This window comes from Paenibacillus glucanolyticus NBRC 15330 (genome assembly GCF_004000885.1).
GTDB lineage: Bacteria > Bacillota > Bacilli > Paenibacillales > Paenibacillaceae > Paenibacillus_AQ > Paenibacillus_AQ glucanolyticus.
On the sequence record NZ_BIMC01000020.1, the window covers coordinates 51,808 to 77,968 of the forward strand.

The 26,161-nt window shown below is 50.4% G+C and carries 26 protein-coding genes and 1 other annotated feature; of the genes, 1 reads left to right on the top strand and 25 read right to left on the bottom strand.

The features are described from left to right. Positions 1-157: 157 nt before the first annotated feature. From PGL02S_RS22760 to PGL02S_RS28380, 22 genes are all read right to left on the bottom strand, one after another. On the bottom strand, positions 158-430 hold the full coding sequence (locus PGL02S_RS22760) for a WXG100 family type VII secretion target (protein ID WP_006209117.1): 273 nt from the start codon (positions 428-430) through the stop codon (positions 158-160). 54 nt (positions 431-484) lie between these two features. Next, a complete protein-coding gene (locus PGL02S_RS22765; protein ID WP_036637945.1) occupies positions 485-754 on the bottom strand; it encodes a DUF4176 domain-containing protein in 270 nt (89 codons plus the stop codon). Positions 755-756: 2 nt separating this feature from the next. Then, the gene (locus PGL02S_RS22770) at positions 757-1,521 is read right to left on the bottom strand and encodes a hypothetical protein (RefSeq protein WP_036637943.1); all 765 of its coding nucleotides are present in this window, start codon (positions 1,519-1,521) and stop codon (positions 757-759) included. Between the two features lie 14 nt (positions 1,522-1,535). Continuing rightward, positions 1,536-2,609 (bottom strand): WXG100 family type VII secretion target, encoded by a 1,074-nt coding sequence (locus PGL02S_RS22775; protein WP_006209113.1) that lies wholly within the window; start codon positions 2,607-2,609, stop codon positions 1,536-1,538. A 70-nt stretch (positions 2,610-2,679) separates the two neighbouring features. Then, positions 2,680-3,471: a hypothetical protein gene (locus PGL02S_RS22780; RefSeq protein ID WP_036637942.1), complete on the bottom strand. Its 792-nt coding sequence runs from the start codon at positions 3,469-3,471 to the stop codon at positions 2,680-2,682. A 220-nt stretch (positions 3,472-3,691) separates the two neighbouring features. After that, positions 3,692-4,276 carry a TetR/AcrR family transcriptional regulator gene (locus PGL02S_RS22785; RefSeq protein ID WP_036637940.1) on the bottom strand — a complete coding sequence of 195 codons (585 nt, stop codon included), beginning with the start codon at positions 4,274-4,276 and terminating at the stop codon, positions 3,692-3,694. A gap of 3 nt (positions 4,277-4,279) precedes the next feature. Continuing rightward, positions 4,280-4,789, bottom strand: a complete 510-nt coding sequence (locus PGL02S_RS22790; protein WP_081742715.1) for an ABC transporter permease subunit — start codon at positions 4,787-4,789, stop codon at positions 4,280-4,282. Positions 4,790-4,792: 3 nt separating this feature from the next. Then, positions 4,793-5,077 carry a hypothetical protein gene (locus PGL02S_RS22795; RefSeq protein WP_036637937.1) on the bottom strand — a complete coding sequence of 95 codons (285 nt, stop codon included), beginning with the start codon at positions 5,075-5,077 and terminating at the stop codon, positions 4,793-4,795. Continuing rightward, positions 5,074-5,991 carry an ABC transporter ATP-binding protein gene (locus PGL02S_RS22800; protein WP_036637934.1) on the bottom strand — a complete coding sequence of 306 codons (918 nt, stop codon included), beginning with the start codon at positions 5,989-5,991 and terminating at the stop codon, positions 5,074-5,076. Before PGL02S_RS22800 ends, PGL02S_RS22795 begins: the two co-directional genes overlap by 4 nt. Before the next feature lie 243 nt (positions 5,992-6,234). Beyond that, on the bottom strand, positions 6,235-6,876 hold the full coding sequence (gene pyrE / locus PGL02S_RS22805) for an orotate phosphoribosyltransferase (RefSeq protein ID WP_036637930.1): 642 nt from the start codon (positions 6,874-6,876) through the stop codon (positions 6,235-6,237). Further along, complete coding sequence (gene pyrF, locus PGL02S_RS22810; RefSeq protein ID WP_036637927.1) at positions 6,873-7,616, bottom strand: orotidine-5'-phosphate decarboxylase; 744 nt, start codon at positions 7,614-7,616, stop codon at positions 6,873-6,875. The genes pyrE and pyrF overlap by 4 nt, the downstream gene beginning before the upstream one ends. 20 nt (positions 7,617-7,636) lie before the next feature. After that, positions 7,637-10,843: a carbamoyl-phosphate synthase large subunit gene (carB, locus tag PGL02S_RS22815; protein WP_006209106.1), complete on the bottom strand. Its 3,207-nt coding sequence runs from the start codon at positions 10,841-10,843 to the stop codon at positions 7,637-7,639. A 1-nt stretch (position 10,844) separates the two neighbouring features. After that, positions 10,845-11,981 (bottom strand): glutamine-hydrolyzing carbamoyl-phosphate synthase small subunit, encoded by a 1,137-nt coding sequence (carA, locus tag PGL02S_RS22820; RefSeq protein ID WP_036637924.1) that lies wholly within the window; start codon positions 11,979-11,981, stop codon positions 10,845-10,847. Between the two features lie 60 nt (positions 11,982-12,041). Continuing rightward, positions 12,042-13,343, bottom strand: coding sequence for a dihydroorotase (locus PGL02S_RS22825; protein WP_036637921.1), 1,302 nt, complete (start codon positions 13,341-13,343; stop codon positions 12,042-12,044). Positions 13,344-13,454: 111 nt separating this feature from the next. After that, positions 13,455-14,369, bottom strand: a complete 915-nt coding sequence (locus PGL02S_RS22830; protein WP_269148277.1) for an aspartate carbamoyltransferase catalytic subunit — start codon at positions 14,367-14,369, stop codon at positions 13,455-13,457. After that, entirely contained in the window at positions 14,369-14,929 is a 561-nt protein-coding gene (pyrR, locus tag PGL02S_RS22835) for a bifunctional pyr operon transcriptional regulator/uracil phosphoribosyltransferase PyrR (protein WP_036637919.1), read from the bottom strand. The genes PGL02S_RS22830 and pyrR overlap by 1 nt, the downstream gene beginning before the upstream one ends. A 318-nt stretch (positions 14,930-15,247) precedes the next feature. Continuing rightward, positions 15,248-16,501 carry an LL-diaminopimelate aminotransferase gene (locus PGL02S_RS22840; RefSeq protein WP_036637917.1) on the bottom strand — a complete coding sequence of 418 codons (1,254 nt, stop codon included), beginning with the start codon at positions 16,499-16,501 and terminating at the stop codon, positions 15,248-15,250. A gap of 151 nt (positions 16,502-16,652) precedes the next feature. Beyond that, entirely contained in the window at positions 16,653-18,623 is a 1,971-nt protein-coding gene (abc-f, locus tag PGL02S_RS22845) for a ribosomal protection-like ABC-F family protein (protein ID WP_036637914.1), read from the bottom strand. A gap of 142 nt (positions 18,624-18,765) precedes the next feature. After that, on the bottom strand, positions 18,766-18,927 hold the full coding sequence (locus tag PGL02S_RS28375; protein ID WP_164481450.1) for a hypothetical protein: 162 nt from the start codon (positions 18,925-18,927) through the stop codon (positions 18,766-18,768). 75 nt (positions 18,928-19,002) lie between these two features. Next, positions 19,003-19,974, bottom strand: a complete 972-nt coding sequence (locus PGL02S_RS22850; RefSeq protein WP_036637911.1) for an RluA family pseudouridine synthase — start codon at positions 19,972-19,974, stop codon at positions 19,003-19,005. Further along, positions 19,974-20,474, bottom strand: coding sequence for a signal peptidase II (gene lspA / locus PGL02S_RS22855; RefSeq protein WP_006209098.1), 501 nt, complete (start codon positions 20,472-20,474; stop codon positions 19,974-19,976). Before lspA ends, PGL02S_RS22850 begins: the two co-directional genes overlap by 1 nt. A 4-nt stretch (positions 20,475-20,478) precedes the next feature. Further along, positions 20,479-20,622: a hypothetical protein gene (locus PGL02S_RS28380; protein WP_006209097.1), complete on the bottom strand. Its 144-nt coding sequence runs from the start codon at positions 20,620-20,622 to the stop codon at positions 20,479-20,481. A gap of 62 nt (positions 20,623-20,684) precedes the next feature. Here PGL02S_RS28380 and PGL02S_RS22860 point away from each other — a divergent pair, with 62 nt between their 5' ends. Beyond that, positions 20,685-21,425 (top strand): TraR/DksA C4-type zinc finger protein, encoded by a 741-nt coding sequence (locus PGL02S_RS22860; RefSeq protein ID WP_006209096.1) that lies wholly within the window; start codon positions 20,685-20,687, stop codon positions 21,423-21,425. A gap of 77 nt (positions 21,426-21,502) precedes the next feature. Here PGL02S_RS22860 and PGL02S_RS22865 read toward each other — a convergent pair whose 3' ends face one another. From PGL02S_RS22865 to PGL02S_RS22875, 3 genes are all read right to left on the bottom strand, one after another. Beyond that, positions 21,503-21,850, bottom strand: a complete 348-nt coding sequence (locus PGL02S_RS22865; RefSeq protein ID WP_006209095.1) for a DUF5665 domain-containing protein — start codon at positions 21,848-21,850, stop codon at positions 21,503-21,505. Between the two features lie 189 nt (positions 21,851-22,039). After that, complete coding sequence (ileS, locus tag PGL02S_RS22870) at positions 22,040-25,129, bottom strand: isoleucine--tRNA ligase (RefSeq protein ID WP_036637909.1); 3,090 nt, start codon at positions 25,127-25,129, stop codon at positions 22,040-22,042. A gap of 61 nt (positions 25,130-25,190) precedes the next feature. After that, positions 25,191-25,468: a binding site (T-box leader), on the bottom strand. A gap of 65 nt (positions 25,469-25,533) precedes the next feature. Next, positions 25,534-26,028 (bottom strand): DivIVA domain-containing protein, encoded by a 495-nt coding sequence (locus PGL02S_RS22875; protein ID WP_036637907.1) that lies wholly within the window; start codon positions 26,026-26,028, stop codon positions 25,534-25,536. Between the last annotated feature and the right edge of the window lie 133 nt (positions 26,029-26,161).

A 26,161-nucleotide genomic window follows, 5' to 3' on the forward strand; every position in this document is an offset into this window, starting at 1 on the left:
AATAAAAAAACAATCAGCCCTATACCGTACCACTGATCATAGCCCCGTCATGTAGACACAAAAAAAGAGAGTTTTAATCAAGGCGGCGATCTTTTCCCGGAATTCAACCGGGGAAAGGTCGCCAAGTTTGTTTTTGTCGCTTAATAAATCGCTCCGCCTATTGTCCGTCAGCCTCTGCAAACCGGGCAGCAATGCTCATGAGCTCCTGCTCCATCGAATTCATCATCTGGATAAAATTCACGAGCTGTGCCTTTGTCTCCTCAGCCTCTGTGCGAAACCGCTGCTGCGAAACACCCTCCCATTCTGCATTCAGCGTCTCAATGATCTGTGACATTCTGGCTACCAGTTCCCCGCCATAGTCACTTCCGCTGCGAATGTCTGCCGCTGCGCGGCGCAGTTCCTCCGGGGATACCTCTATGCGTCCTGACATGATCTACCTCACGCTCCTCCCTTATGAACCTTTATGAAAATATACTCTGGGATGTTATGTAGCTTTTGTCTCAGCCAGTACGGTTTGAAACTGCTCCTCCTCTTCGTCCTGGTAGCCGGTAAATATAATGTCCTGGATATCCTCATGATTAAACACATAGGCAAATTCCGGGCTAACATACCCTTCCGGGTACGGGCAGGCCAGATAATCGAACATTTGCGGCCGCTCAAGTGCAAGAATCTGCTTGCGCCCGTATACCACCAGCTTCTTCTCCCCTTGTTTCAAAATAACAATCGATCCGTTTGGCAATAACTGCTGTGTCATAATTACCCTCTCCTTTTCTTGCTTGGACGATGCGGTGCCGCCGGTGCGCGCCCCTGTTTCATTTTGTTCAGATACGCTGCGTTCCGCTGCTCCTTCGGCAGCCCCAAAACGGGGTAATGCTCTTTCAGTTGATCCATATGATTCTGAATAAAGAAGTAGCGATGAATGAACACAACGGCCAAATACAGACCGAGAATCAACAGGACGGAAAAAGCCGCCATTCCCATCACGAACCTGCCAATATCTCCGATAACCGCGACTGCCAAGTAATAACCTGTGTAACCGATAGCCGCAAACAGCAAGGCGGCCTTGCCAGCTTTTCCGACCCGACCCTGCCTCTCCATGGATTGATAGGCTCCTTGCTGCAGCGCTCTAAAATGCAGGACATAGAATAGAACGAGCAATAGCAGCATGACCGCTACCGAGCTGAGACCATATCCAATGGAATCGACCCCAGCCATGTGATACATCATTTTTAATATAGCGACCTGACAAGTAACGGCCAGCGCCAAACCATACAACCCCAAATACAGCACGAAACCGACCTCGGATTGATACGGGTTTAAACTCAAGCCCATTCCCCACAGCAGCATAGCCCCCCATACTGCGCAAGCGATGTAAAAATAGATCGACATCATCGGCTCCGACAAAGTAACCAGTGCTGGTATCAGCATAATAAATAAAAAACATACGATGCCGCCCCGGATTTGCTCTGCGGGTATCAGCCGGAAATGAAATAACGCTTCCTCCGAAATCTTTGTGCCCATCTGTTACACTCCCCTTATTTGAACCAACCGGCTATCGTCGACCCTAATTTCTCAACTCCTATTTTTAAACCCTCGGTTAAAGTATCCTTCTCGCCATTCCCGTCAAAATCTGCAAACTTGATCCCATCCATGACATAGGAAGCACCCACCGAAACACCAAAACCGATTGCCGCACCCGCGAGGGTTCCGATCGGACCGCCCACCGCCGTCCCGATCAGCGCACCGGCTTTGGCACCAGCTGCTGCGGAGGCTACAACCGTACCCAAGCCGACACCCACATCCACGGCAGCGTCCCCGGCTATTTTGGCTCCACTTTTGTTCTCATTGATATTCGTGACCAGATTGCCCACCGTTTGCATGGCGATACCCGCATAACCGAGCTTACCGCCTTTCCAGCTAAGCGAATCTTTAACCGCTGCGCCCGGAAGGACATACTTTGGGATTCGGGGGTGATTCCGCCAGTTGTATTCGGCATAGGTTTTCTTGCGGATATTGGCCATCATTCCGTTGGTCACATTGGCTCGCATATTGCCGCGTCTGTCCTTCTCAAGCCAGACTCCAAATCCGTTCCGGTACATGTCCCAGTATTTATACATCGTTCCTGATGCCGTTACGGTCCCGAACAATACGCCGGTGGCCGCCAGCGGGTTGCTGGACCATTGATCAGCCGTTCCGCCAAATGGAGCGAGCGCATTAAATTCAACCCCTGCTGCCGTTACGGGGGGATCTGACTTTTTGCTCCCGTTTTGTGCCAGGCTCGTCTGTAGCAGCAGATGCGGACTAATTTGAGCTACCGATTGTTTGCCGAAGGTCAAGCTGTTCCCAAGCGACTGGTCGGTTTGCGAGAAATCGCTGGCCTTCTTCACCAACTGCCCGCGATTCTGCTCCAGACGACTTACCACCGACTGACAAGCAGCCCTGCACTGCGCCAGGCGCTGCTCAACCTGTGCACGATGACGTGTCTCCCACGACATGCTCTGAATGCGCTGCTGCATCCGCTCCTGAAGCTGCTGGACTTCCCGTGCAATATCAGATACCGCTGCTCCTTGCTGGTTCAGCATTTCGGGTACTACACGTATTTTGGTCATATCAAACAATCCTCCATGTAGTTGATCGAGAAGACACACTGTAAGATGTTAGAGCCATGTTTGTCCTCTATCACTTTATACGCTCTATTACGGCTCCAAGCTCATGGATGATCTCTGTAACTTGGGCGCCCCGGATCTGATCCTGATCTCCTTCAGGGCGGATCAGCCAATTGGAATCTTTCCCCCTTAACAGTTCAATCCCTTGGATTCTGCAATTCAGATCCGGACAATAATACACAGTGAATGAAGCATATCTCTCCGGACTTCTTACAGTGTCAGCCAAAGCCGTAACAACGGATTCCGGGTAGCCTTGCGCCAGCAAATGCCGCTGCGGCTCCTGCTCACCTTGTTCAGCGTTCATCCATTGCTGGAACCAGCCCTTAGGCAGAGCTAGAGGGCCCGTGCCGCGGTTTTTCCTATCCTCAAGCTGCAGGTAGCCAATGATCTTCAACCAGGCCTCTGAAGGCGTTCCCAGCTCCTCCAATACATATATCCGCTCACCGGATGGACCGCTTTCGATTTCGGATTTTACGACAAGGGCTGAACTGTAGTAAATAAAACACTCCTTCGGTTCTCCCTCAGAACCGGAAACCCTCATGTGAACCGTTAACAGGGTCCGGCTGCATACTTCTATGTATTCCAGCAATTCCTGCGCAAGAACCGGCTCGTTATCGACGGTATCTGTAACAATCAAGCCTTCCTCCAGGAGCTCCTGTTCTATCCTGGCCACTTCTGCGGGCATCTCCTCGGCAAGCGTACCGCGGAAAGGATCTTCGAGCCCGATGACAGCTCTTGCACCAACGATGCCGGTTAACACAAAAAATTGTTTGCCGGTCAGTTTGATCCTTGACGAAAATTCCAAAGATCTCTCCTCCTTACGGTCAGTCCCGCCTATTTTTGTAAATAAATCACAAGCCATCATTACTATTATAGGTGAGACGTCTCCTCCCCCTCTACCAAATCCTGGCCCTAAATTTATAGGAACATATACCCAATTCAGTCACATATAAAACAATGGATCGCTGAAAACCTCAAAAAAAAACATCCCGGGTCGTAAACAACCACTGGAATGTTCTTTGATTTCATGTAGGATGAGGCGGGTCATCCTTCTGGATAATGCCGTAATACATAATCGTCATCAACTGCTCACTCACCGCGTTAATGCTACCCAGACCATTATACCACTCGTTCCGCGCCGTAAACTCCTTAATGAAGGTCATGAAAGCGACCAGCACCTGAGGGGAGATATCTTTTCGAATCTGGCCAAGCTGCTGGCCCTTAAAGATCAGCAATTCAAAATCAGGCACTACATACTTCTGGTTGAACTGCATCAGCTTCTCCATCTGCTCCGGAAATTTGGCCAGATCCGTCACGAACTTCTGCGACACATGCACCGAAAATTTCTCCTGATCCCTATAGAAAATGGTTAATGCTTCAAGAGGATCCCTGGCCTGCTCCATCACATCGCGATAAATTGACATCAATTCCTCAATCATCCGATCCACTACATGATCCAGTAACCCTTCCTTGCTCTGATAATAATTATAAATGGTCATCTTGGAGACAGGCACCGCTTCCGCGATTTGTTCCATGCTTGTCTGCAAAATTCCATGTTCCAAAAACAACCGTTTCCCAGCTTCCAGCACTGCTTCTTTCTTGGCATTCATCGGTTAAACGATATCCCTTCTCTTCAGCATAAGGACACCTATGGCTGTGCCAGCCGCATACAGTCCTAATGTAACGACCCAGCTCACCGCTGTCAACCCGCCCCCCCGGACAATATCCAACGCATCGAAGAGCCGGTAGGGCGAGATTGAAGATACCTTATGCATCATCTCACTGCTGCCGGACAGCAGCTTGAGCAGGAATGCCAGAACAGCGACTCCAGCTCCTACGGCCACAGCCGTGCGATCAGAAGAGAACCAGGAGGTAAACGCGTAACCGATCCCCATGAACAGCAGCACCAGTAAATAACCTGACAACAATAGCAGCAATAAGCCTCCATATTGCTCCAGTTGCACCGTATACCTAGCCAGCAGCAGAATAAGCAGTGAACCGACAACAAACACAATCGTCATATGCAGCCAGTTCGCAAACGCTTTGCTCCAGAATACCTCCCCTCTGCTGTAAGGCAGCGTGAACAGAAATTCTGCAGTGCCCCTGTCTCGTTCCCTGGATATGCTTCAAGCTGCCCACGACGTCGCAAAAGAAGATACCAGCACGATAAAATAGGGGTAGGCCTGCGTTGCCACGAACCCTTCGAAGGTACGAAAGCTTTCAGGCTCTATGCCAAATGCTTTAAGCAGGCCTTCCGGCAAACCTTTTATGAGCTGTTCCATTTCCGGATTGTTCACAAAGGCTTCTGCCTTGCCCAGCAAAAGAATCAGTATTAATAAGGTCACAAGAAAACACGTCCAGAATCCGCGTCTGTTTTGACGAAGCTCCTGTTGAACCAGATTCCACCTCATACCCGTTCCTCCTCTGCATGCTGCACCCGATAATCGTCCATGAACATTTCTTCAATTGTTGGCCTTCGAATCGTCAGATCCGCTATCGGAAGCCGGGATAATGCGGCCAGCGTATTCGACAACGGGTTTCCTCCCGTATCAAACCAATGATACGTGCCATCAAACTGGACCTTTGCATCGATAAAATTCAAAAGGTCGTTCTCGCGCTGATCACCCGGCATTTCCAGCCGAAGCATGATCCGATGACTTCTCCCGGCAGACAAATCTTCCATGCGTGATATACGGAGCAGTTCACCATCACGTATAAAAGCAACTCGCTGGCACACCTTCTCCACCTCCGACAGCACATGAGTCGAAAAAAATATCGTCATGCCCCATTTCCGGTTGAACTCACCCAGCATTTGAAAAAACTCATGCTGCACAAGGGGATCCAGACCAGAAGTGGGCTCATCGAGAATAAGCAGTTCCGGCTGGTGCAGAAGAGCCAAAATGATGCCCAGCTTCTTTCGATTGCCAAGGGAATAGGCTTTGATTTTGATGCCGGGATCCCATTGCAGCCTTTCGGCATATTGAAGAGCCTCGGTCTGTTTAACTTTCAGCCCATGTGCTCTGGCGGTAAATTCAAGCATCTCCCTGCCCGTCATATTAGGATAGAGGATGATCTCTGATGGTAAGTAACCGATGCGCCGCCGAAGTTCCGGCTGCTCTTGCCGCATGGATGTGCCAAGCACATGAAGTTCACCCGAACTTGGAGACAATAACTGCATGATCATTCGAATGGTAGTCGACTTCCCAGCGCCATTCGGTCCAATAAAGCCAAACACCTCGCCCTGCTCAACTGACATGTTCAAATCCTTAACTCCGTATGTAGAGCCAAACTTTTTATGGACACCTACTGCTTCAACAGCCAACATGGTCATCCCTCATTTATACTTTTATTTTATTTATAGTATAAACTATGCCATGGTTAAATCCCATATACCCCCTATATATTTACTTTATTAATTCACAAAGTATAAATTGGTTTCTCATCACAAGGAATAAACAGCTACGGTTCTAGAGGCACTATCCCTTTCTAAAAAGATAAAAAACGCCGCCTCTGCAAAAAATCTCAGAGGCGGCAGTCGGATCAAAAATTATAATCTGTACAATAATGTTTATAGTCCGAAGGAGGAAGGATTCGCTCTCCAGGACTGAAGTAGCTGTACATCCTCTTCTTGTATCCGGTTCTCGGATAGGGCTACATCGATGAGTGCACCGTAGTTGGACAAGCTCTGCAGCGGAATTCCAGCTTCGGCGAAGGCTTGTACCGCTTTATCCAGCTGATAGCTGAATATGGCCAGTACCGCCAGCGGCTCTGCACCTGCATCCTTGACCGCTTGCGCTGCTTTCAATGAGCTGCCGCCGGTGGAGATCAGGTCCTCAATCACAACCACCTTCTGCCCCGGCTTGATCAGACCTTCAATCAGGTTTTCCTTGCCATGGCCTTTGGCCTTGTCCCGAATATAAGACATCGGCAGATTCAACTTCTGGGATACAAAGGCCGCGTGCGGAATTCCTGCTGTCGCCGTTCCGGCAATGGCTTCCGCTTCCGGATACTGCTCCCGGATGACAGCAGCAAACGATTCAGCGATGTAGTCACGAATCTCGGGGTAGGACATCGTCAGGCGGTTGTCGCAGTAAATTGGAGATTTGATGCCCGACGTCCATGTAAACGGCTGGTGTGGACGAAGGGAAACGGCCTCAATCTTCAGCAAATGGGATGCGATCTGATGCGGAATATTCGCGAGTGTACTCATGCTTGAATCATCTCCTCAATAATCTGTTCTGCTGCTTGTCTAGGGTTCGCGGTAGAGGTAATTGGACGACCAACAACTAGATAGTGGCTGCCCCTGCGAACCGCTTCTCCCGGCGTAAGCACCCGGGCCTGGTCACCGATATCCGCGCCAGCAGGACGAATGCCCGGGATAACGGTTTTAAAATCCTTACCGCACGCGGTGCGAATGGCTTCCACTTCAAGCGATGAAGCCACGACGCCGTGCAGTCCGGCTTGCTGGGCCAACGAAGCGTATCTTACAACGGTGTCCTCTACAAGCCCTGGGATCCCGATTTCGTTATTCATGACATCCTGATCCGTACTGGTTAACTGCGTTACCGCTATAATTGTAGGCATGGCAAGACCCGGGGTTTCCGCCACTGCGGCCTCTGCCCCGGCTTTTGCCGCCTGCATCATGAGCGCACCGCCGCCGGCGTGGACGTTAAACATGTCCACACCCAGCCGCGTAACGCTGTGCGAGCCGCCTTTTACCGTATTGGGGATATCGTGCATCTTCACGTCCAGAAACACGGAATATCCTTTTGCTTTCAGTTCTTTCACGAAGTCAGGACCTGCGGCGTAGAAGAGCTGCATGCCCACCTTCATGTAACAGGGAATGCCCTCGAGCTGCTGAACCAGATCCTTCGCACGATCGGCATCCGGGTAATCCAGGGCCACCATTAGGCGGCCCGCCATTTCATTGTAGCTTGAGCTTGCGTTCATCTGTACCCCTCCTTCTCGATTTAAACCGGCATCGCTTCCGAAGAGAAGTTGATCGTCTCCAGCATGGTCAGAAGCTCACGAACCGTATCGAGCGAGGTCATGCACACTACGCCGTTCTCAACCGCTTCACGGCGAATACGGAATCCGTCACGCTGCGGCGTTTTGCCTTTGGTCAATGTGTTAAAGACAAAGTTCGCTTCACCTGTGCGGATCATATCCAGAATATTTGGTGTTCCTTCGGACAGCTTGTTAATGGTCGTCACATCAAGTCCCGCTTCTTTTAATGCCGCGGCTGTTCCGCCTGTTGCTATGATTTTATAACCAAGCTTATGGAAGCCTTTGAGCAGTGCTGCTGCTTCGGCTTTATCCTTGTCTGCGATGGTAGCGATAATGGCACCCGTCGAAGGAATCTTCATGCCTGCACCGATCAGCCCTTTATATAGTGCCTTGGCATACTTCACATCGCGGCCCATCACCTCACCGGTAGATTTCATCTCCGGTCCGAGTGTAGGCTCAACCCGGCGAAGCTTCGCAAAGGAGAACACCGGCACTTTAACCGATACATAGTCGCTTTCCGGCCACATGCCTTCCTCGTATCCCAAATCCTTGAGCTTCCCGCCCATAATGGCCTGCGTAGCCAGGTTCGCCATCGGGATGCCGGTAACCTTGCTCAGGAATGGAACCGTCCGGGAGGAGCGCGGGTTTACTTCGATCACGTACACTTCATTTTTGTAGATAACGAACTGGATGTTGACAAGTCCGCGGGTATTCAGTTCCTTGGCAATCTTGATCGTAATCTCCGTGATCTTTTCCTTCAGATCCTGGGACAAGTACTGTGGAGGGTATACCGCAATCGAGTCACCGGAGTGAACTCCTGCGCGCTCTACATGCTCCATAATTCCCGGAATCAGAACGGTGTCGCCATCGCAGATCGCGTCTACTTCCACTTCCTTGCCCATCATGTACCGGTCAATCAGCACCGGATGATCCGGGTTAATCTTAACCGCCTCTTTCATGTAGCTAAGCAGCTCACTGTCGGAGTATACAATCTCCATGGCCCGTCCGCCGAGTACATACGATGGTCTTACCAGTACCGGATAACCCAGCGATTGAGCCGTTTCTACAGCATCATCAACCGATATTACGGTTTTTCCTTTCGGTTGGGCAATGTCCAGTCTGGACAGGAGCGCTTCGAATTTTTTGCGATCCTCGGCTTCGTCAATGCTTTCCAGACTTGTGCCCAGAATCTTCACGCCCGCTTTGCTCAGCGGTTCGGCGAGATTAATGGCCGTCTGCCCACCGAACTGCACGATGACGCCGATCGGCTTCTCCTGTTCGATGACGTGCATAACATCTTCGAAGAAGAGCGGTTCGAAGTAGAGGCGATCCGACGTATTAAAGTCGGTTGATACGGTTTCCGGGTTGTTGTTGATTATAACCGCTTCGTATCCCGCCTTCTGGATCGCCCATACAGCGTGCACGGTGGAGTAGTCGAACTCGATGCCTTGACCGATCCGAATCGGACCGGAACCCAGCACGATGACCTTTTCCTTGGCGGATTCGATGACTTCATTTTCCGTTTCATAAGTTGAGTAGTAGTATGGCGTTGTTGCTTCGAACTCTGCGGCGCAGGTGTCGACCATTTTGTAAACCGGACGCAATCCATGCTCGTGACGCAGGAACCTGATTGATTCTTCGGTTGTATGTGTACTTGCATTGCCTTCAGCGCGAAGTTCGGCAATTGCGCGATCCGTGAAACCAAGACGTTTCGCTTCGTACAGGGTTTCATAAGTCAATGAAGCTTCTTGTCGGATGTGATCTTCATATTTAATCAGGCGCTCGATTTTGTCCAGGAACCACCAGTCGATGTTTGTAAGGTCTTGGATCTGCTGCAGTCCATAACCGCGGCGGAATGCTTCGGCGATCAGGAATATCCGCTCATCGTCTGCTTTCACAAGACGCTGCTGGAGCACTTCATCACTCAGCTCAGCGGCACCTTTCAGGTAAAGACGGTGTACACCGATCTCCAAGGAGCGGACTGCTTTATGAATGGATTCCTCAAAGGTGCGTCCAATCGCCATCACTTCGCCGGTTGCCTTCATCTGTGTTCCCAGCTTCCGGTTAGCGTGGATGAACTTATCGAATGGCCAGCGCGGGATTTTGCTGACGATATAGTCCAGGGTAGGCTCGAAGCAAGCATAGGTCTGGCCCGTTACCGGATTGACAATCTCGTCCAGCGTGTAACCCATGGCGATTTTGGCTGCCATCTTGGCAATCGGATAACCCGTTGCTTTTGAAGCGAGCGCAGATGAGCGGCTGACCCGCGGATTTACCTCGATGACGTAGTATTGGTAGCTGTTCGGATCCAGCGCGAACTGTACGTTACATCCGCCTTCAATGTTCAGGGCACGGATGATCTTGAGCGATGCGCTCCGGAGCATTTGATACTCGCGGTCAGACAGCGTCTGGCTTGGTGCCACAACGATACTGTCGCCTGTATGAACGCCCACCGGATCGAAGTTCTCCATGTTACACACAACGATACAGTTGTCGTTCGCATCGCGCATGACCTCGTACTCGACTTCCTTCATCCCTGCGATGCTCTTCTCGATCAAACACTGTGTAATCGGGCTGTAGCGAAGGCCGGAGCTGACCGTTTCGCGCAGTTCCTCTTCCGTTGCGCAGATACCTCCGCCGGTTCCTCCCAAAGTGTAGGCAGGACGAACGATAAGCGGATAGCCGATCTCATCAGCGAAGTCCATTGCCTCTTCCAAAGTCGTTACGATGGTGCTCTCTGGTACAGGCTGCTCAAGCTCGCGCATCAGCTCACGGAACAAGTCGCGGTCTTCCGCTTTCTCAATCGATTCCAGCTGAGTTCCGAGCAGTTTGACATTCTCCTGTTCCAAAATGCCGGCACGCGCAAGCTCAACCGCCATGTTCAGACCCGTTTGTCCTCCAAGCGTTGGGAGCAATCCGTCCGGACGCTCCTGTCGGATGATTTGCGTGACAAAATCCAGGGTGATGGGCTCAATGTATACTTTATCCGCCATGTTAGTATCTGTCATGATGGTCGCGGGGTTGCTGTTGATCAGCACAACCTCGATACCTTCTTCTTTCAGTGCTTGGCAAGCTTGCGTTCCTGCATAGTCGAATTCCGCTGCTTGACCGATGACAATCGGACCGGAGCCGATGACGAGAATTTTTTTGAGTGTTTCATTTTTAGGCATATTAGCGAGCTCCTTTCACGGCTGCGGCCAGAACCGCCTGGCGCGGCTTCCGGACTTCATTCTCTTTATGGTCTCTTATCATTTCAAGGAATTGATCGAACAGATAGCTGCTGTCGTGCGGTCCAGGTGCAGCTTCAGGGTGATACTGTACGGAGAAGGCCGGGAATTTCGAGTGCTTCAAGCCTTCAATCGTTTTATCGTTGTTGTTGATATGCGTGACTTCAAGCTCCGTGCCTTTAACGGAATCTTCATTTACTGTAAACCCATGATTCTGGGAAGTAATATAGCAGCGTCCGCTGGCAAGCTCTTTAACCGGATGGTTCCCGCCGCGGTGTCCGAATTTTAGCTTCTCGGTGTCAGCGCCCGCAGCCAGTGCAAACAATTGATGACCCAGGCAGATGCCGAAGATCGGATATTCGCCAAGCAGTTGTTTGACCATATCTACAGCGTACGGAACATCTTTCGGGTCCCCAGGGCCGTTGGACAACTGGATTCCATCCGGATGGAGTCTGCGGATTTCGTCCGCAGTGGTGTCATGCGGAACCACGATTACATCGCAGCCACGGGAAGTCAGCTCGCGTAAAATCCCGCTTTTTGCACCGAAGTCAACCAGAACGATCCGTTCCTTGGAGCCGGGGCTCGTAAACATTTGCGGTGTTGAAGTACTTGCCACTTGATTGCGAAGTTCAGCAATCGTTGTGTCGCCGAGCATTTCCTTTAGCTCTTCTACCGGCTTGTTGGACGTTGTCAGAATCCCCTTCATGGTTCCGTAATGACGGATGATGCGGGTCAACATCCGTGTATCGATTTCGCTGATCCCTGGAATTCCATATTCCTTCAACAAGCTGTCAACGCTGTATTCTGCACGCCAGTTGCTAGGAACAGGCTCATGACGACGAACAACGAATCCGTGGACGAACGGCCGAATGGATTCAAAGTCATCCCGCGTGATGCCGTAGTTTCCGATCAAAGGGTACGTCATCGTCACGATCTGTCCGCAGTAGGACGGGTCGCTCAGCACCTCTTGATATCCTGTAATCCCTGTATTGAAAACAACCTCTCCGGTCATTTCAGCATCCGCGCCGAAGGATTTTCCGCTGAACAGCGTACCGTCCTCCAGTAACAATCTTGCCTGCATCCCGATCACTCCTGTCATCTATGTGTAATATATTTTATAAGTCATTGGCCTAAGTGTTACTTAAAATCCATTTTGTTCGGACCATTTCATATCGCCGTCCACCCAAGTCATCACAGGCCAGCCCTTCAGCTTCCAGCCGGTGAATGGAGTGTTGCGGCCTTTCGTAGCGAACTCTTCCGGGTTCACTTCCTTCTCGGCTTCCAGGTCAATCATGGTCAGGTCCGCTGCTGCCCCGGCTTCCAGCACACCCGTTGCAAGACCGAATACTCTTGCCGGATCACTTGTCATCCGTTTGACCAGCAATGCGAGATCCCATTTGCCTGTTGCAACAAACTTGGTATAGAGCAGTGGAAATGCCGTTTCGAATCCAACGATACCGAATGGTGCGAGCTCCATGCCTTTGGCTTTCTCTTCAGCGCTGTGCGGGGCGTGATCCGTCACGATCATATCAAGCGTTCCGTCCAGCAGACCTTCTATACAAGCCTCTACGTCACGCGGAGTGCGCAGCGGCGGATTCATCTTCCAGTTTGCATCAAGGCCGGGAATATCTTCGTCCGAGAGTACCAGATGGTGCGGGCATACCTCAGCCGTTACCGAGATGCCAATCGCCTTCGCCTGGCGGATCAAACGTACGGACTGCTCTGTGCTCACATGGCATACATGGTAGTGTACCCCGGTGGCTTCCGTCAGCAAAATATCCCGTCCGACATGGATCGCTTCCGACTCGTTCGGAATTCCTTTCAGGCCATGCTGCTGGGCGAACTTGCCTTCGGTCACGCAAGCTCCCTTTACCAGCGAATCGTCCTCGCAGTGAGCGATAACCGGCATGCCCAGCGCTTTAGCTTTTTTCATGGCATCTTTCATCATCTGTGCGTTCTGTACGCCGACCCCGTCATCCGTGAATCCAATCGCCCCCGCTGCCTTCAAGGCTTCGAAGTCTGTCAGTTCACGACCCAGCTCATTCCTGGTTATTGCAGCGTAAGGCAGCACCTTCGCAAGATTCGCCTCACTCGCTTTGTCCAGTATCAGTTTCACCGTTTCAGGCGAGTCGGTAACCGGCCTTGTGTTAGGCATGCAGGCGATGGTCGTAAATCCGCCCTTCACTGCTGAGCGGCTGCCGCTCTCGATCGTTTCCTTATGCTCATAACCCGGCTCTCTCAAGTGCACATGCATATCGATGAATCCCGGTGTGACCAGTTTGCCCTCGGCATCGATTATCCGCACGTTCTCGCCCGCTTCCGGCAAGGCTCCAGCCTCACTCACAACCGACTGAATCAATCCGTCTGCAATGACGATATGTTTGTCTTCGAGCTGTCCTTGTTCATTGATCACTTTGGCATTCCTTATCACTTGCATTTGCATCTTGGTTCCCCTCCGCAGCAGAAGCACCGTTCGCTTCTTTGTATATTGTATAATAAAAATTCATGTTTGTGTATAATTATTAATATTATTCATCCATATTCGTGCTTCAGGTTAACCCTTCATCGCCCGTTCCATGACCGCCATGCGAATCGGCACTCCGTTCGCCATCTGATTGAATATCATCGATCTGGGACTTTCCACAACCGTGTCATCAATTTCAACGTTCCGGTTCACGGGTGCCGGATGCATAATCATCGTGTGCCCTGACAGCCTCGCTGCCCGTTCTTCCGTAAGACCGTACTGCTCCCGGTATTCCGCGCTGGATTTGAATACTCCTGCGTTATGACGCTCCAGCTGAACCCTCAGCATCATAACCACATCAGCCTTCAGCGCCGTCTCCATCGATACATAAGGTGCATACTGGGCAAGCTCTGGTGCCTGCATCGTTTCCGGTGCGCAGAACTGCACATGCGCTCCGAATTTCTGCAGCGCCCACAAGTCCGAACGCGCCACCCTGCTGTGTTTGATATCTCCGATGATAGACACCGTTAATCCTTTAAGCTCTCCGAAACTTTTCTTCATTGTATATAGGTCAAGCAGTGCCTGCGTTGGATGCTCATTGTTGCCATCTCCTGCATTCACCAGTGGAATCGACACCCGTTCTGCCAGTTCTTGAAGCACTCCTGAAGGTTTCAAGCGGATGACACCTGCGTCAATCCCCATCGATTCCAAGGTCCGCACGGTATCGTAGATCGACTCGCCCTTCTCTACACTTGAGGCTGCCGCTGCAAAGTTCATCACCTCGGCGCCGAGTCTTTTCTCAGCCATTTCAAAAGAAAATCTCGTTCTGGTGCTGTTCTCGAAGAACATATTAACCGCAAATTTTGATTTGAGTACCGGTACCACTTTGTCGGACTGCGCTTCCCAATATGCCGCCCGATTCAAGATCGATCCAATCTCGTCTCTGCTAATATCCTTCAATCCTAAGAGGCTGCGTTCTTTCACTGAAATGGCTGTTGTCATGATTATCGTTCCTCTCTTTGGCTAATGGTCACTTCATCCTTGCCGTCGATTTCGGTTAATGCCACCGTAATTTCCTCTTGTTTAGAGGTAGGAACGTTCTTTCCGATATAATCCGGCCGGATCGGGAGTTCGCGATGGCCGCGATCTGCGAGAACCGCAAGCTGTATCATTCTTGGCCGCCCGCAATCCATCAGGGCATCCATCGCCGCCCGAATGGTTCGTCCGGTGTACAGCACATCATCGAACAAAATCACTTTCTTATCATGGATGTTCAGGTGCTCCAGACTGAGCTTTGCTCCTTCCACCCGCTCTGCGGTGGCTTCCTTACTATCCCGGTCATCCCGGTAGGAGGTCACATCAATCTCTCCCCAAGGAATCGGCGTACCTTCAATCTCGTTCATTCGCTCGGCGATTCTCTGAGCCAGAAACACCCCGCGTGTACGGATGCCGACCAGTACACAATCTTCAATCCCTTTATTCTTTTCCAATATTTCATGGGCAATTCTCGTTAGCGCGCGGCGGATGGCCGTCTCGTCCATAATCACATGCTGTTCATTGCTCATCCTTAAGTCCTCCTTCAACACGTTTGATTAGCCCTTTCCAGTTCCTGACGATCCGTGGGTTTCTTACACACAAAAAAAACTCCTTGCCCGGCTTGGACAAGGAGTTGATCTCATAGAGATAGTGTGGAAAGCGCAGCATCTATCCGCAGACAGAGCTATGCCTCCTGTTAATGAACCTCGGTTCACGTTACCTTGCCAGCCTCACGGGACTGATTTAAAGGTGCTATTCGATTGATCTCATTATGACAGACCCCACAGGAGATGTCAACCTCGATCATGTCGAAAGTTGTCGCGTTCCGAACAGAGTTTATTACGCTATTAAAATTCGAATTCCACATCGCTAAGTCTGCTGCGAATTTCGGAAATCACCCGTTTCTCTTCTTCCTCACCGTCAGCAATGAAGGTCACGGAGAAGCGAACGAAATGTCCTGCATCATCCCAAGGCACCGTAGAGATCAGTTTCTCGCGGATCAGATATTGGGAGAAGTCCTCTCCGGACTCAAAGCGGCGGCCGCCTTTAACTCCTTTTGGAGCCTCCACATACAGGAAGAAGGAGCCTTTCGGTTTCTCGGCTGTAAAGCCAAGTTCATTCAGCACGTCCACCAGCATATTGTGACGACGCGAATACTTCTCTGCAATCTTCTCGGTAATTTGCGGATTGTCCAAGCCGTATGCTGCTGCCTTTTGAATGGCTATGAATTGACCGGAGTCGTTGTTGTCCTTCACATCGCCAAAGGCTTTGACCACAAGCGGATTGCCGGCGATGAAGCCGATGCGCCAACCTGTCATGTTGTAGGATTTGGACAAGGAGTGAAGCTCCACGCCAACATCCTTCGCGCCAGGTACGGAGAGGAAGCTGAGCGGCTTCAAGCCATCGTAGGTGAGCGCTGCATATGGAGCATCGTGGACGACGACAACTCCGTACTTGCGAGCCCATTCCACAACCTCGGAGAAAAACTCAACGGTTGCGCTGGCACCCGTCGGGTTGTTCGGATAGTTCAGGTAGAGCAGTTTTGCACGGCGTGCAATGTCTTCAGGAATGGAACTGAGATCCGGCAAAAACGCGTTTTCTTTTTTCAATTCCACATTGTATACTTCGCCGCCCAAATACTTGGTGTGCGTGCCAAGCACGGGATATCCCGGAACCGTCATAATGGTTACATCCCCCGGGTTAATGAAGCAGGATGGCAGCATAGCCAGTGCAGGTTTGGAACCAATGGAGTGCAGTACTTCTGTAGCCGCATCGATTCCTTCGACGCCAAACACATTCTTCAAGTAGCGAACAGCCGCTTCCTTAAACTCAGGAATTCCGTTATCCGCATATCCCCGGTTTTCCCGCTTGGAGGCTTCCTCAGCGAGTTTCGCCACGATGCCTGCGTCCGCCATCTCGTCCGGCTCGCCAACACCCATATCGATAAGCTCCGTGTTCGGATGCTCCTGCTTCGCAGCTGCCTTCGCTCTCTTGATTTTCTCAAATTTATAAATGGCTGTATCTTTGCCATAGTTGGCACCGCCGATACGGTTAGCAAAGTTTTGCTGAATGTACGTTTCCTGATATTTGTCAATACTCATGATTTGTATTCATCTCCTACTCTTGCAATGATATTCATCCATAAATATGCCGTAAAATCTCGGCAGGAGCCATGCATTATATATCAAATGATTTGTACTTTTTCAGCTTGATCGTATGTCATAGACTTAAGCCTCATCAGCAAAATCCAGCTTAAGACAATTCCAGCCATTCCGCCAGGAGCTCGTCACGATTCGCAGCCAGCGACTCACGCTCATTCCAGCGCTGTTCCAGAAGCGCTGCATCCGTTCCGTCAACCATCGGACCCTCTGTCTCAAGCCATCCATCAAGCTGTTGAATGAGTCTCTCCAAACGGTCGATCTCCTCCTCCAGCCAATGGCTCCGTTCGGCAGAAGATGGATTCTCTTTTATTCGGTTTGAATGTTGCGCAGGTTGAGCGCTGGTCTTCTCCTTCGCTTTCTGCTGCGCTATCTTCGGCAAGGCAATGTCATCTCTTCCGCCTGGAAGCTCTCTTGCAAGTGACGCTGCAGCCAACTGATCCTTCTTGGCTCGAAAATCATCATAATTTCCCAAGTAAACGATAAGCTTGCCTTGTTCCAAATTCCATACTTTATGAGACAGCTGATTGACAAAATACCGGTCATGAGAGATGGCAAGTACGGTCCCCGCATAATCTCGCAATGCATCCTCCAGCGCTTCGCGTGAGGCAATATCCAAATGGTTGGTTGGTTCATCCAGAAGAAGCAGATTCGGTTTCTGGTATATAAGCAGCGCTAACCTTAATCGTGTCCATTCACCGCCCGACAGCTGCCCGACCGTTCTGAAGACAGCCGCTCCATAGAACAGATACCTTGCGAGAATCCCGCGAGCTTCGCCTTCCTCAACCCCGGCCTTCCCACGGAAATATTGAAGCACGGATTCCTTCGGATTCTCCGGCTCTTCTTGTTGTGCCAAGTAGCCCACATCCACCCTGGAACCCCATTCCAGCGTTCCGGAATCCGGCATCAGCTCTCCCATCAGCACCTTGAAGAGCGTTGTTTTACCGCTGCCGTTTGAGCCCATGAGCACAATCTTCTCACCATACTCTAGCAAGCCGGATGCCCCTCTCAGCACCCTCTGATCTCCGTAAGCAACCTCAACTTGTTCGAAGTATGCCACACGGCGGCCCGAACGATCCTGCGGATTGAGATCAAAATCAGCTTGCCTCCGTTCCAATACAGGCCTCTTGACCTGTTCCATCCGTTCCAGCGCCCTGCGCATGGATGCCGCCCGTTTGAAAAATTTCTCATTGCCGCCGATGCGTCCGAATTCCTCCAGCTGCTTGATCGATTCTTTCATCTTTTTGATCACTTTCTGCTGCTCTTGATACTCCGCAAACTGTTGGAGCAACCGTTCCTCCTTATCTCTCATAAATGCGGTGTAACCGCCTCTGGCTGTGAAAACTTCCCCATCCTCGATCTCAATCGTTTTGGACACCACCCGATCGAGAAAATATCGGTCATGGGAGATAATGACGCAGGTTCCCGGATAGTCGCGCAGAAAACCCTCCAGCCATTCGGTACGTGCCAAATCCAGATGATTGGTCGGTTCATCAAGCAGCAGCAATTCCGGCTGTACGATCAGCTGTGATGCCAGCATCACCCGAGTTTGTTCTCCGCCAGACAACGAGCCGAAGGTAAGCCCGTACTCACGCTTGGAGATTTGAAGCCCTGAAGCAATCCTATCGATGCTGGCCTCCAGTTCATAACCGCCCTCGATCTCAAACCGCTCCTGAAGAGCTGAATAGCGGCGGAGTACACGATCTAATTGCACTGCATCCGCAGCGATCTCAACATCACTCATTTTCTTCTCAAGCTCTGTCATCTCCGTTCGGTAGTCCGCCAGATGACTCAAACCTTGTGACAGAACATCCATCACCGTCCAGGCATCCATATTGCTCGGAATTTGCTCCAAATATCCGATTTTCGCATTCTTCTTTATCGCCAATTGTCCTTCGGTTGGCTTGTCATGACCAGCAAGAAGACGCATCAGCGTTGACTTTCCGCTTCCGTTGCTTCCGATGAGAGCAACCTTCTCGCCTTCTTGTATTTCAAATGATATCTGGTCCAGCACCAGATTGGCGCCGTGGTATTGAGTAAGTTTTTGTACATTAATCATATTCATATTAGGTTTCCTCCTGTATGCTCCGAACAAATTTCATCCGTACTGTTCGAATGCCTGTTAGCTGGAGAAGAACCAGGCGCTGCAAATGCAAAAAGGGCCCACAGAGCAAGCTCCGTGGACCCTTAAGAATAGTAAGCCTTAATTAGGGCTTAATCCGTGCAGGCAGGCAGGTGACTTCTCGCGATGGTACAACCATATAATTGAAATTGGACAGACCTCTCCCGCTGTAGAGAAATGCATGAACAATGCCAGCCATAGATACAGGCAGCTGGCTAATACGGTTGTTTACCATCTCGATATTCATCCTGCTCACCTCCTTCATTAAAGTTATCGTCACTATAACATACCCGACAATTCAAACGCAAGAAAAAAGGAACCGCTAGCGGCCCCTTAGGATAGCCAGCAATTCCTCCATATCCTTCGGCATCGGTGCAGAAAACTCCATGTACTGTCCGCTTGAAGGATGGACAAAACCTAAAACGGCTGCATGAAGCGCCTGCCCGTTCAGTTTGATTCCCTTGCTCTTGCCGTATACGGGATCACCCACAAGCGGATGGCCGATATACTTCATATGCACGCGGATTTGATGCGTTCGTCCTGTCTCCAGCTTCAGCTCGAGAAGACTATAGTCTCCGAACCGTTCCACCACGGTAAAATGAGTAACTGCATGCTTGCTGTTTCGGTCCGTCACCGTATATAATTTACGATCCTGCGCATCCCTGCCGATAGGTGCATCAATCGTTCCTTGATCATGACTGATATTTCCATGTACAAGAGCCAAATAACGACGGTTCACGCTATGGTCCTTCAATTGAGCGGCCAGAGAAGCATGAGCTTTATCGTTCTTGGCTGCCATAATTAAACCGGTTGTATCCTTGTCAATTCGATGAACGATGCCAGGCCGAAGCTCCCCGTTAATGCCTGACAAGTCCTTGCAGTGAAACATCAGCGCATTCACAAGCGTTCCGGACGAGTGCCCCGGTGCCGGGTGAACCACCATCCCTCTCGGTTTATTTACCACAATCACGTCCCGATCTTCAAAAGCAATTTCAAGCGGGATGTCCTCCGGAATAATCTCAACTACCGATGGCTGAGGTACACTCAGCACAATATGATCACCCAGACTCACCTTATAATTGGATTTTACAGGTCCCTCGTTGACCTTAACATGTCCATCTGTAATCCACAACTGCACCTGGGAGCGCGAAACTTCTTCTCCTAGGCTCTCCGTTATGTATTTATCTAAACGGGTCTTGGAGGAATCAGCATCTACGGTCCACTCATAAAGCTCCTGGCCCTGTACCGTTCCATCGTTAAAGTCCGCATCCATATCCATTCCGTCTTGCAACATCATTCATTCCCTTCTGTACCCGAAACTCCACTTGTTGTCTTCATCTTCTCGCGTCTTCCGTCCAGAAGCGTATCCAATATAATTAACGCCACACCGATCACAATACAGGAATCAGCAATATTAAATATCGGGAATGTGTAGCTGCCGAAATTGAACTGCAGGAAATCCACAACCTCTCCCATTACCAGGCGATCGATGAAGTTCCCCAAAGCCCCGCCAAGAACAAGCGCAAGTGCTGTAGGCAATAATCTGCGTCCTTCCTTCACTACCTTTTGCAAGTACCAGATGATACCCGCCACCACGATAAGCGTCACAACAATGAAGAACCATAATTGATCCTGCAGTATGCCAAACGCGGCTCCCCGATTTCGGCTCGATGTGATCAGGAAGAAATCACCGATTACCGGAATCTGCTCATAAAGCTCCAGGTTTGTGGCAATCAAGTACTTGGTGCCCTGATCAATAAGAAATAAAACAAATGCAATCAAATAATATACCACTTGTTTATGTCACTCCGTTCTTGTCTTCTCCAACCAAACGTTCACCTTCGCTGATCGGTACATAACTCGTCTTATTGTAGCACAGCGGCTCAGAAATCGTCCATTCCTGTCCATTGGCGAGAACATTTTCCGTCAGTAAAACCGACACGATAGGTGCACTCTATACATATGAATCAGAAGGTCAACTTCGGACCATGAAAGGAGCCTGACATGTCGCATTTAACTCAGGAGCAACTCGATATTCTGCAACAGAAGCTGATGGATCAAAAAGTTGAGCTTGAACGGCGCATGATCTATAACGACCAGCATGGGCTCGGCGAGTCCGAGAGAGATTCAACCGGCGAGTTATCACATATCGATAATCACCCCGGTGATCTGGCTACAGAGCTCTATGAGCGGGAAAAAGACCTCGCCCTCCAGGACAGGGTAGATCTTGAACTGCAACGTGTCATTTTCTCACTGGAAGCCATCCATCACGGACGCTACGGTGTTTGTCTGACCTGCGGCCAGCCCATTCCATATGAACGGCTGGAAGCACTGCCTGATACGCAATATTGCGTAAAAGACACTCCGCGTGAAAACCTGTCCTACAATCGTCCGATTGAGGAAGAGGTGCTGGCGCCCGCTTTTGGTAAATCCAGCATGGATGAACATGAGTATTCCGCTTTTGATGGCGAGGACGCTTGGCAGATCGTCGAAAGCTGGGGCACCTCCAACACACCTGCTATGGCGGAAGGAAACGACATTGACAGTTATAACGAGATGGATATCGAGAATGGCGATGATCATGGCGGTTTTGTTGAGGTATATGAAAATTTCGTTGCAACCAATATCGATGGTTCCGAGGTCTTTATCGTGCGTAGTCCCCAGTACGTTGATTACCTGAATCGGGGCGAAGGAAGTTACCTCCTTGATCCCAACGGGGACCCCGATGATGAATCCTTCAGCTAACTAATAGTTCCGGGTGGGCGGTATGACTGCGATTAGGGCAGCTGCCGGCCCCTTGTACATACTTGCAAAATTCCTTGTTATGTCAACTCCAGCTGACGCTGAACAATACGCACAATGTCTGCAATATAATCACCGATAATCGGCAAATTCAGTGCGCCCAGCGCCTGAAGAACGTAGATGATGGTGGCTGCAAAAAAGGTAAAACCAATCGCAATCCCCACGCCGCGGGCTGTGCCAGCCAGCAGATTCGTCCATATCAGCTTCCAGGGCCGGTTCAACAGCTGAGTGTATTCCGCAATCCGGGACTTCTCCAGCTGTTGTGCAATGTCCGTGGTCATTCGGTGTATCGCACTCAGTTGATCCTTATCTTCATCCAACACCTTCTTCTCTTCTGTTAACTCCGCTTCATCCGACTTCTCCGCCATATTTCAACGCCCCTTTAGCCCCAATCTCTGCCTGGATACGAAACCACGATTCGCTGATTATTATGTATCTATTGGTAGAATCTCATTCGTATAGAACCTAAACCGCTGAAGAACCCTGCCTCAACTTAAATATGAAAAAAAACCAACGCCCCATGAATAGGGGCATTGGTATTAAATCCAATCTATCTTTCAGGCGATATGGATACCGATCGTTTTGCCGCCAAGCTCAACCCGCTCCATGCCTTCACTTTGTCCAAATTGCAGATCGTTCACGAGCACATTCTCGCGCAGAACCTCTTCAAAAGCGGTAATAGCGCCTCTAAGCTCATCATCCGTGTCAAGAGTCAGGTTGACCCGCTTCTCAATCGGCAGATCCAGTTTCTTGCGTGTATCCTGTACGGCACGCACGACTTCACGAACCCAGCCTTCCTGCTCCAGCTCTGGGGTGATATCGGTATTGAGCGCAACGGTTAACCCATAACCCGAAGCGGATGCAAAGCCCTCCTTCGCTTTCTTCTCCACCAGAAGCTCGTCAGCAGTAATCTGCAGCTCCTCACCTTCCGGTGAAGTGACATTCACACCGCCCGTTTGAACCGCTTTGCGAGTGTCGTCACTGCTCATCCCCTTCAAGAACCCTTGCAGGAAACCGATATTCTTACCGTATTTCTTACCGGCAACCTTGAGATTCATCTTCAGCGTGAAATCTACGAAGCCGCTGTCGCTGGTCTCAACCTCGATTGCTTTTACGTTGATCTCATCCTTGATAATGTCTTCGTATCCGGAAAGATCAAATTCACGGTCCATGGACACAATCAGCTCGGACAGCGGCTGACGCGTCTTGATTCCGGTCTCGTTGCGGACGTTGCGCGCAAGCTCCACAATCTGTCTTGCCGTCTCCATGTCCTGCTCCAGCGCCTTGTCGATCAGCGCTTCGTCTGCTTGCGGGAAATCGGCCAGATGCACGCTCTCGCCGCCGCCCAGGTTGACAAAGATATCTTCGGACAGCATCGGCGTAAATGGAGCCATAAGCTTCGAGAGGGTGAGCAGCACATGCGTCAGCGTTCCATACGCAGCCAGCTTATCTTCGCTGAGCCCGCTGCCCCAGAATCGGTCGCGCGAACGACGAATGTACCAGTTGCTCAGCTCATCCACATAGGCTTCGATGGCTTTGGCTGCATTCAGGAAATCATTCACAGCCAGCCCTTTATCAACTACTTGAATCAAGCTGTTCAGGCGGGAGAGAATCCAGCGGTCCAGCTTATGGTCCGATCCCTTGAATTCATGCTCCTTCGGATCATAGCCGTCAATACCGGCGTACAGCGTCAGGAATGCATGAGTGTTTACCAGCGTATCCACCACTTTGGATTTCGCCTCGCCAACGATCCCTTTGGAGAACCGCTTGCTGTTCCATGGCGCACTGTCAGCCAGCAGCGCCCAGCGGAAGGCATCCGTACCGTACTCTTCGATGATATCCCAAGGATCAATGACATTCCCTTTGGATTTGGACATCTTCTGTCCATTCTCATCCAGGATATGACCTGTGGCCATGACCGCTTTGTAAGGAGCTTTACCCGTGAACAAAGTGGATACGGCCAGCAGGCTGTAGAACCATCCACGTGTCTGGTCAATTCCTTCGCAGATCATATCGGCAGGATACTGCTGTTCGAATTTCTCCTTGTCCTCGAACGGATAATGATATTGTGCAAAAGGCATCGATCCGCTGTCAAACCATACGTCGATCACCTCAGAGGTGCGTTCCATCACGCCACCTTCGCAATGCGGGCATTTCACTTTCACTTCATCCACGTAAGGCTTGTGAAGTTCCAGATCCTCCGCAATCTCGCCAACCGCGTTGGCACGAAGATCAGCAATGCTGTGCGGGGCATATTGTCCTTCGCACGTGTCGCAGACCCATACGTTCAGCGGCGTTCCCCAATAGCGGTTCCGGCTGATATTCCAATCAACCAAATCTTCCAGGAACTTGCCGAAGCGGCCATCACGCACGTGGCCCGGATACCAGGTTACCCCATTGTTGTTCGCAATCAATTGATCCTTAACGGCTGTCGTCTCGATGAACCAGCTCTCCATTGCATAATAGAGCAGCGGGGATTTACAGCGCCAGCAGAACGGGTAGCTGTGCTCATACTTCTCTTTGCTGTACAGAAGACCTTTTTCAGACAACGACTTCACGATATCCAGATCGCAATCTTTGACGAAACGTCCGGCAAAGTCTGTCACTTCATCGGTGTATCGGCCTTGGCCATTGACCACACTTACAAAGCTGATGCCATTCTCGCGGCATACCCGATAGTCATCCTCACCGTGAGCAGGAGCCATATGCACAATGCCCGTACCGCTTGCATCCGTAACAAAGGAGGCGCCAACGACTATATTTTTTTTCTCCGCTTGTACGAAGGTAAATGGAGAATCATAGGTTTTACCAACCAGCTCAGAACCTTTCAACGTAGATAGAACGGTAAACTCGCCCTTCATGACATCCTCTACCAGATTTTTAGCGACGATGTAGATGCCGTCCTCCTGCTCTACGCGCGCATAATCCATATCCGGATTTACAGCTAACGCCACGTGGGATGGAAGTGTCCAAGGCGTGGTCGTCCATGCCAGTACGTATTCTCCGCTATCGTGCAGCTTGAATTTGGCAGTTGCACTCAGGTCTTTAACATCCTCGTAGCCCTGGGCTACTTCATGAGAACTGAGTGTCGTCTGACAGCACGGGCAATACGGGCTTACACGATGACCGCGGTACAGGAGACCTTTGTCATGGATTGTCGCCAAGATGTTCCATACACTCTCAATATAATCATTCTCCAGCGTGATGTAGGGATGATCCAGATCGGTCCAATAAGCAATCGCTTCGGTCAGCTCACGCCATTTATGCTCGTATTCAAACACACTTGATTTACATTTCTTGATAAAGGCTTCCACGCCGTAATTCTCGATTTCCTGCTTGCCGGAGATACCAAGCTGCTTCTCCACGCCAAGTTCAACCGGCAGTCCGTGCGTATCCCAGCCCGCTTTCCGAACGACATGGTAACCTTTCATCGTCTGATAACGGCCAACAAAATCTTTAATGACCCGGCCAAGCACGTGACCGATATGCGGCGCACCGTTCGCCGTTGGAGGCCCTTCATAGAATACATAATTCGGCTTGCCGGCCCGGCTTTCGATCGATTTCTTGAACGTGTTCTCCTCGTTCCATTTGTTCAAGATGCGCAGCTCTCTTGCCCGCGCCTTCTCTTTGACGTCTACTCTGTTCATGCCAATCGTCCTTTCGCCCTGATTCGTAATGTTCTGTGAAAATAAAAAAAGGCCTCATCCCCAAAGGGACGAGAACCTGTTCTCGCGTTACCACCCTAATTTCGCTGAACAGACTTCCGCTAGAAGACTATCCATAACGACACCTTAAGTCCATGTCTTCACTACAAGACAAGGTCCGATGTAACGTTCGGCAGACGGTTTAGCTTACACACGCGGTTAAACGCTTCAGCTTCACTTCTCCGGGATGATCTTCTGCTTGGTCTGAACGCCGGACTTTCAGCAACCGCCGGCTCTCTGAGGGACAGATCCTTCGCGTACTATTCCCATCAACGAATTCGAATATGAATCAACAATATGTTATTAGTTATAGACTCTTTCCGGGAAAAAGTCAACCGGATACCCGCCTAGTATACCTCTTTAGGCTCAAGACTTGCTTCACGGCTCTCCAGCGTCTCCCAGCCTTCTTGCTTCAAGAGCTCCAATTGCGCCTCAACCAAGGAGCGGAAACGGGTACGGTAGATGGATGCCTGCTTCTTCAACTCTTCAACCTCAAGCGCAATTTTGCGGGATTTGCTCAGCGCATCATTGATAATACGGTCTGCATTCTTCTCGGATTCCTTCACGATCAGCTGAGCTTCCTTCTTCGCGTTGTGTTTCAGCTCATCCGCCGCTTCTTGAGCGACAATGATCGTCTTGGATAAGGTTTCCTCAATATTTGAAAAATGATCCAATCTTTCCTGCATCGTCAACAGCTGGTTTCCCAGCTCCTTATTTTCCCGGATCACACTTTCGTAATCTTTAATAATCTGGTCCAAAAACTCGTTGACCTCGTCCTCATCATAACCCCGAATTCGACGGGCAAATTCCTTGTTATGTATATCAAGCGGTGTCAATGGCATGGTGTGCACCTCCTAAATATATGGGCCTTACAAGACGGTTCATCCGCTGTAGTAGCCAAACCACCCGTCCATGAAGACAATAGCGGTCATTCTGATTTATCGGCAAATCCATTGTAATTATTAATGTACCTTG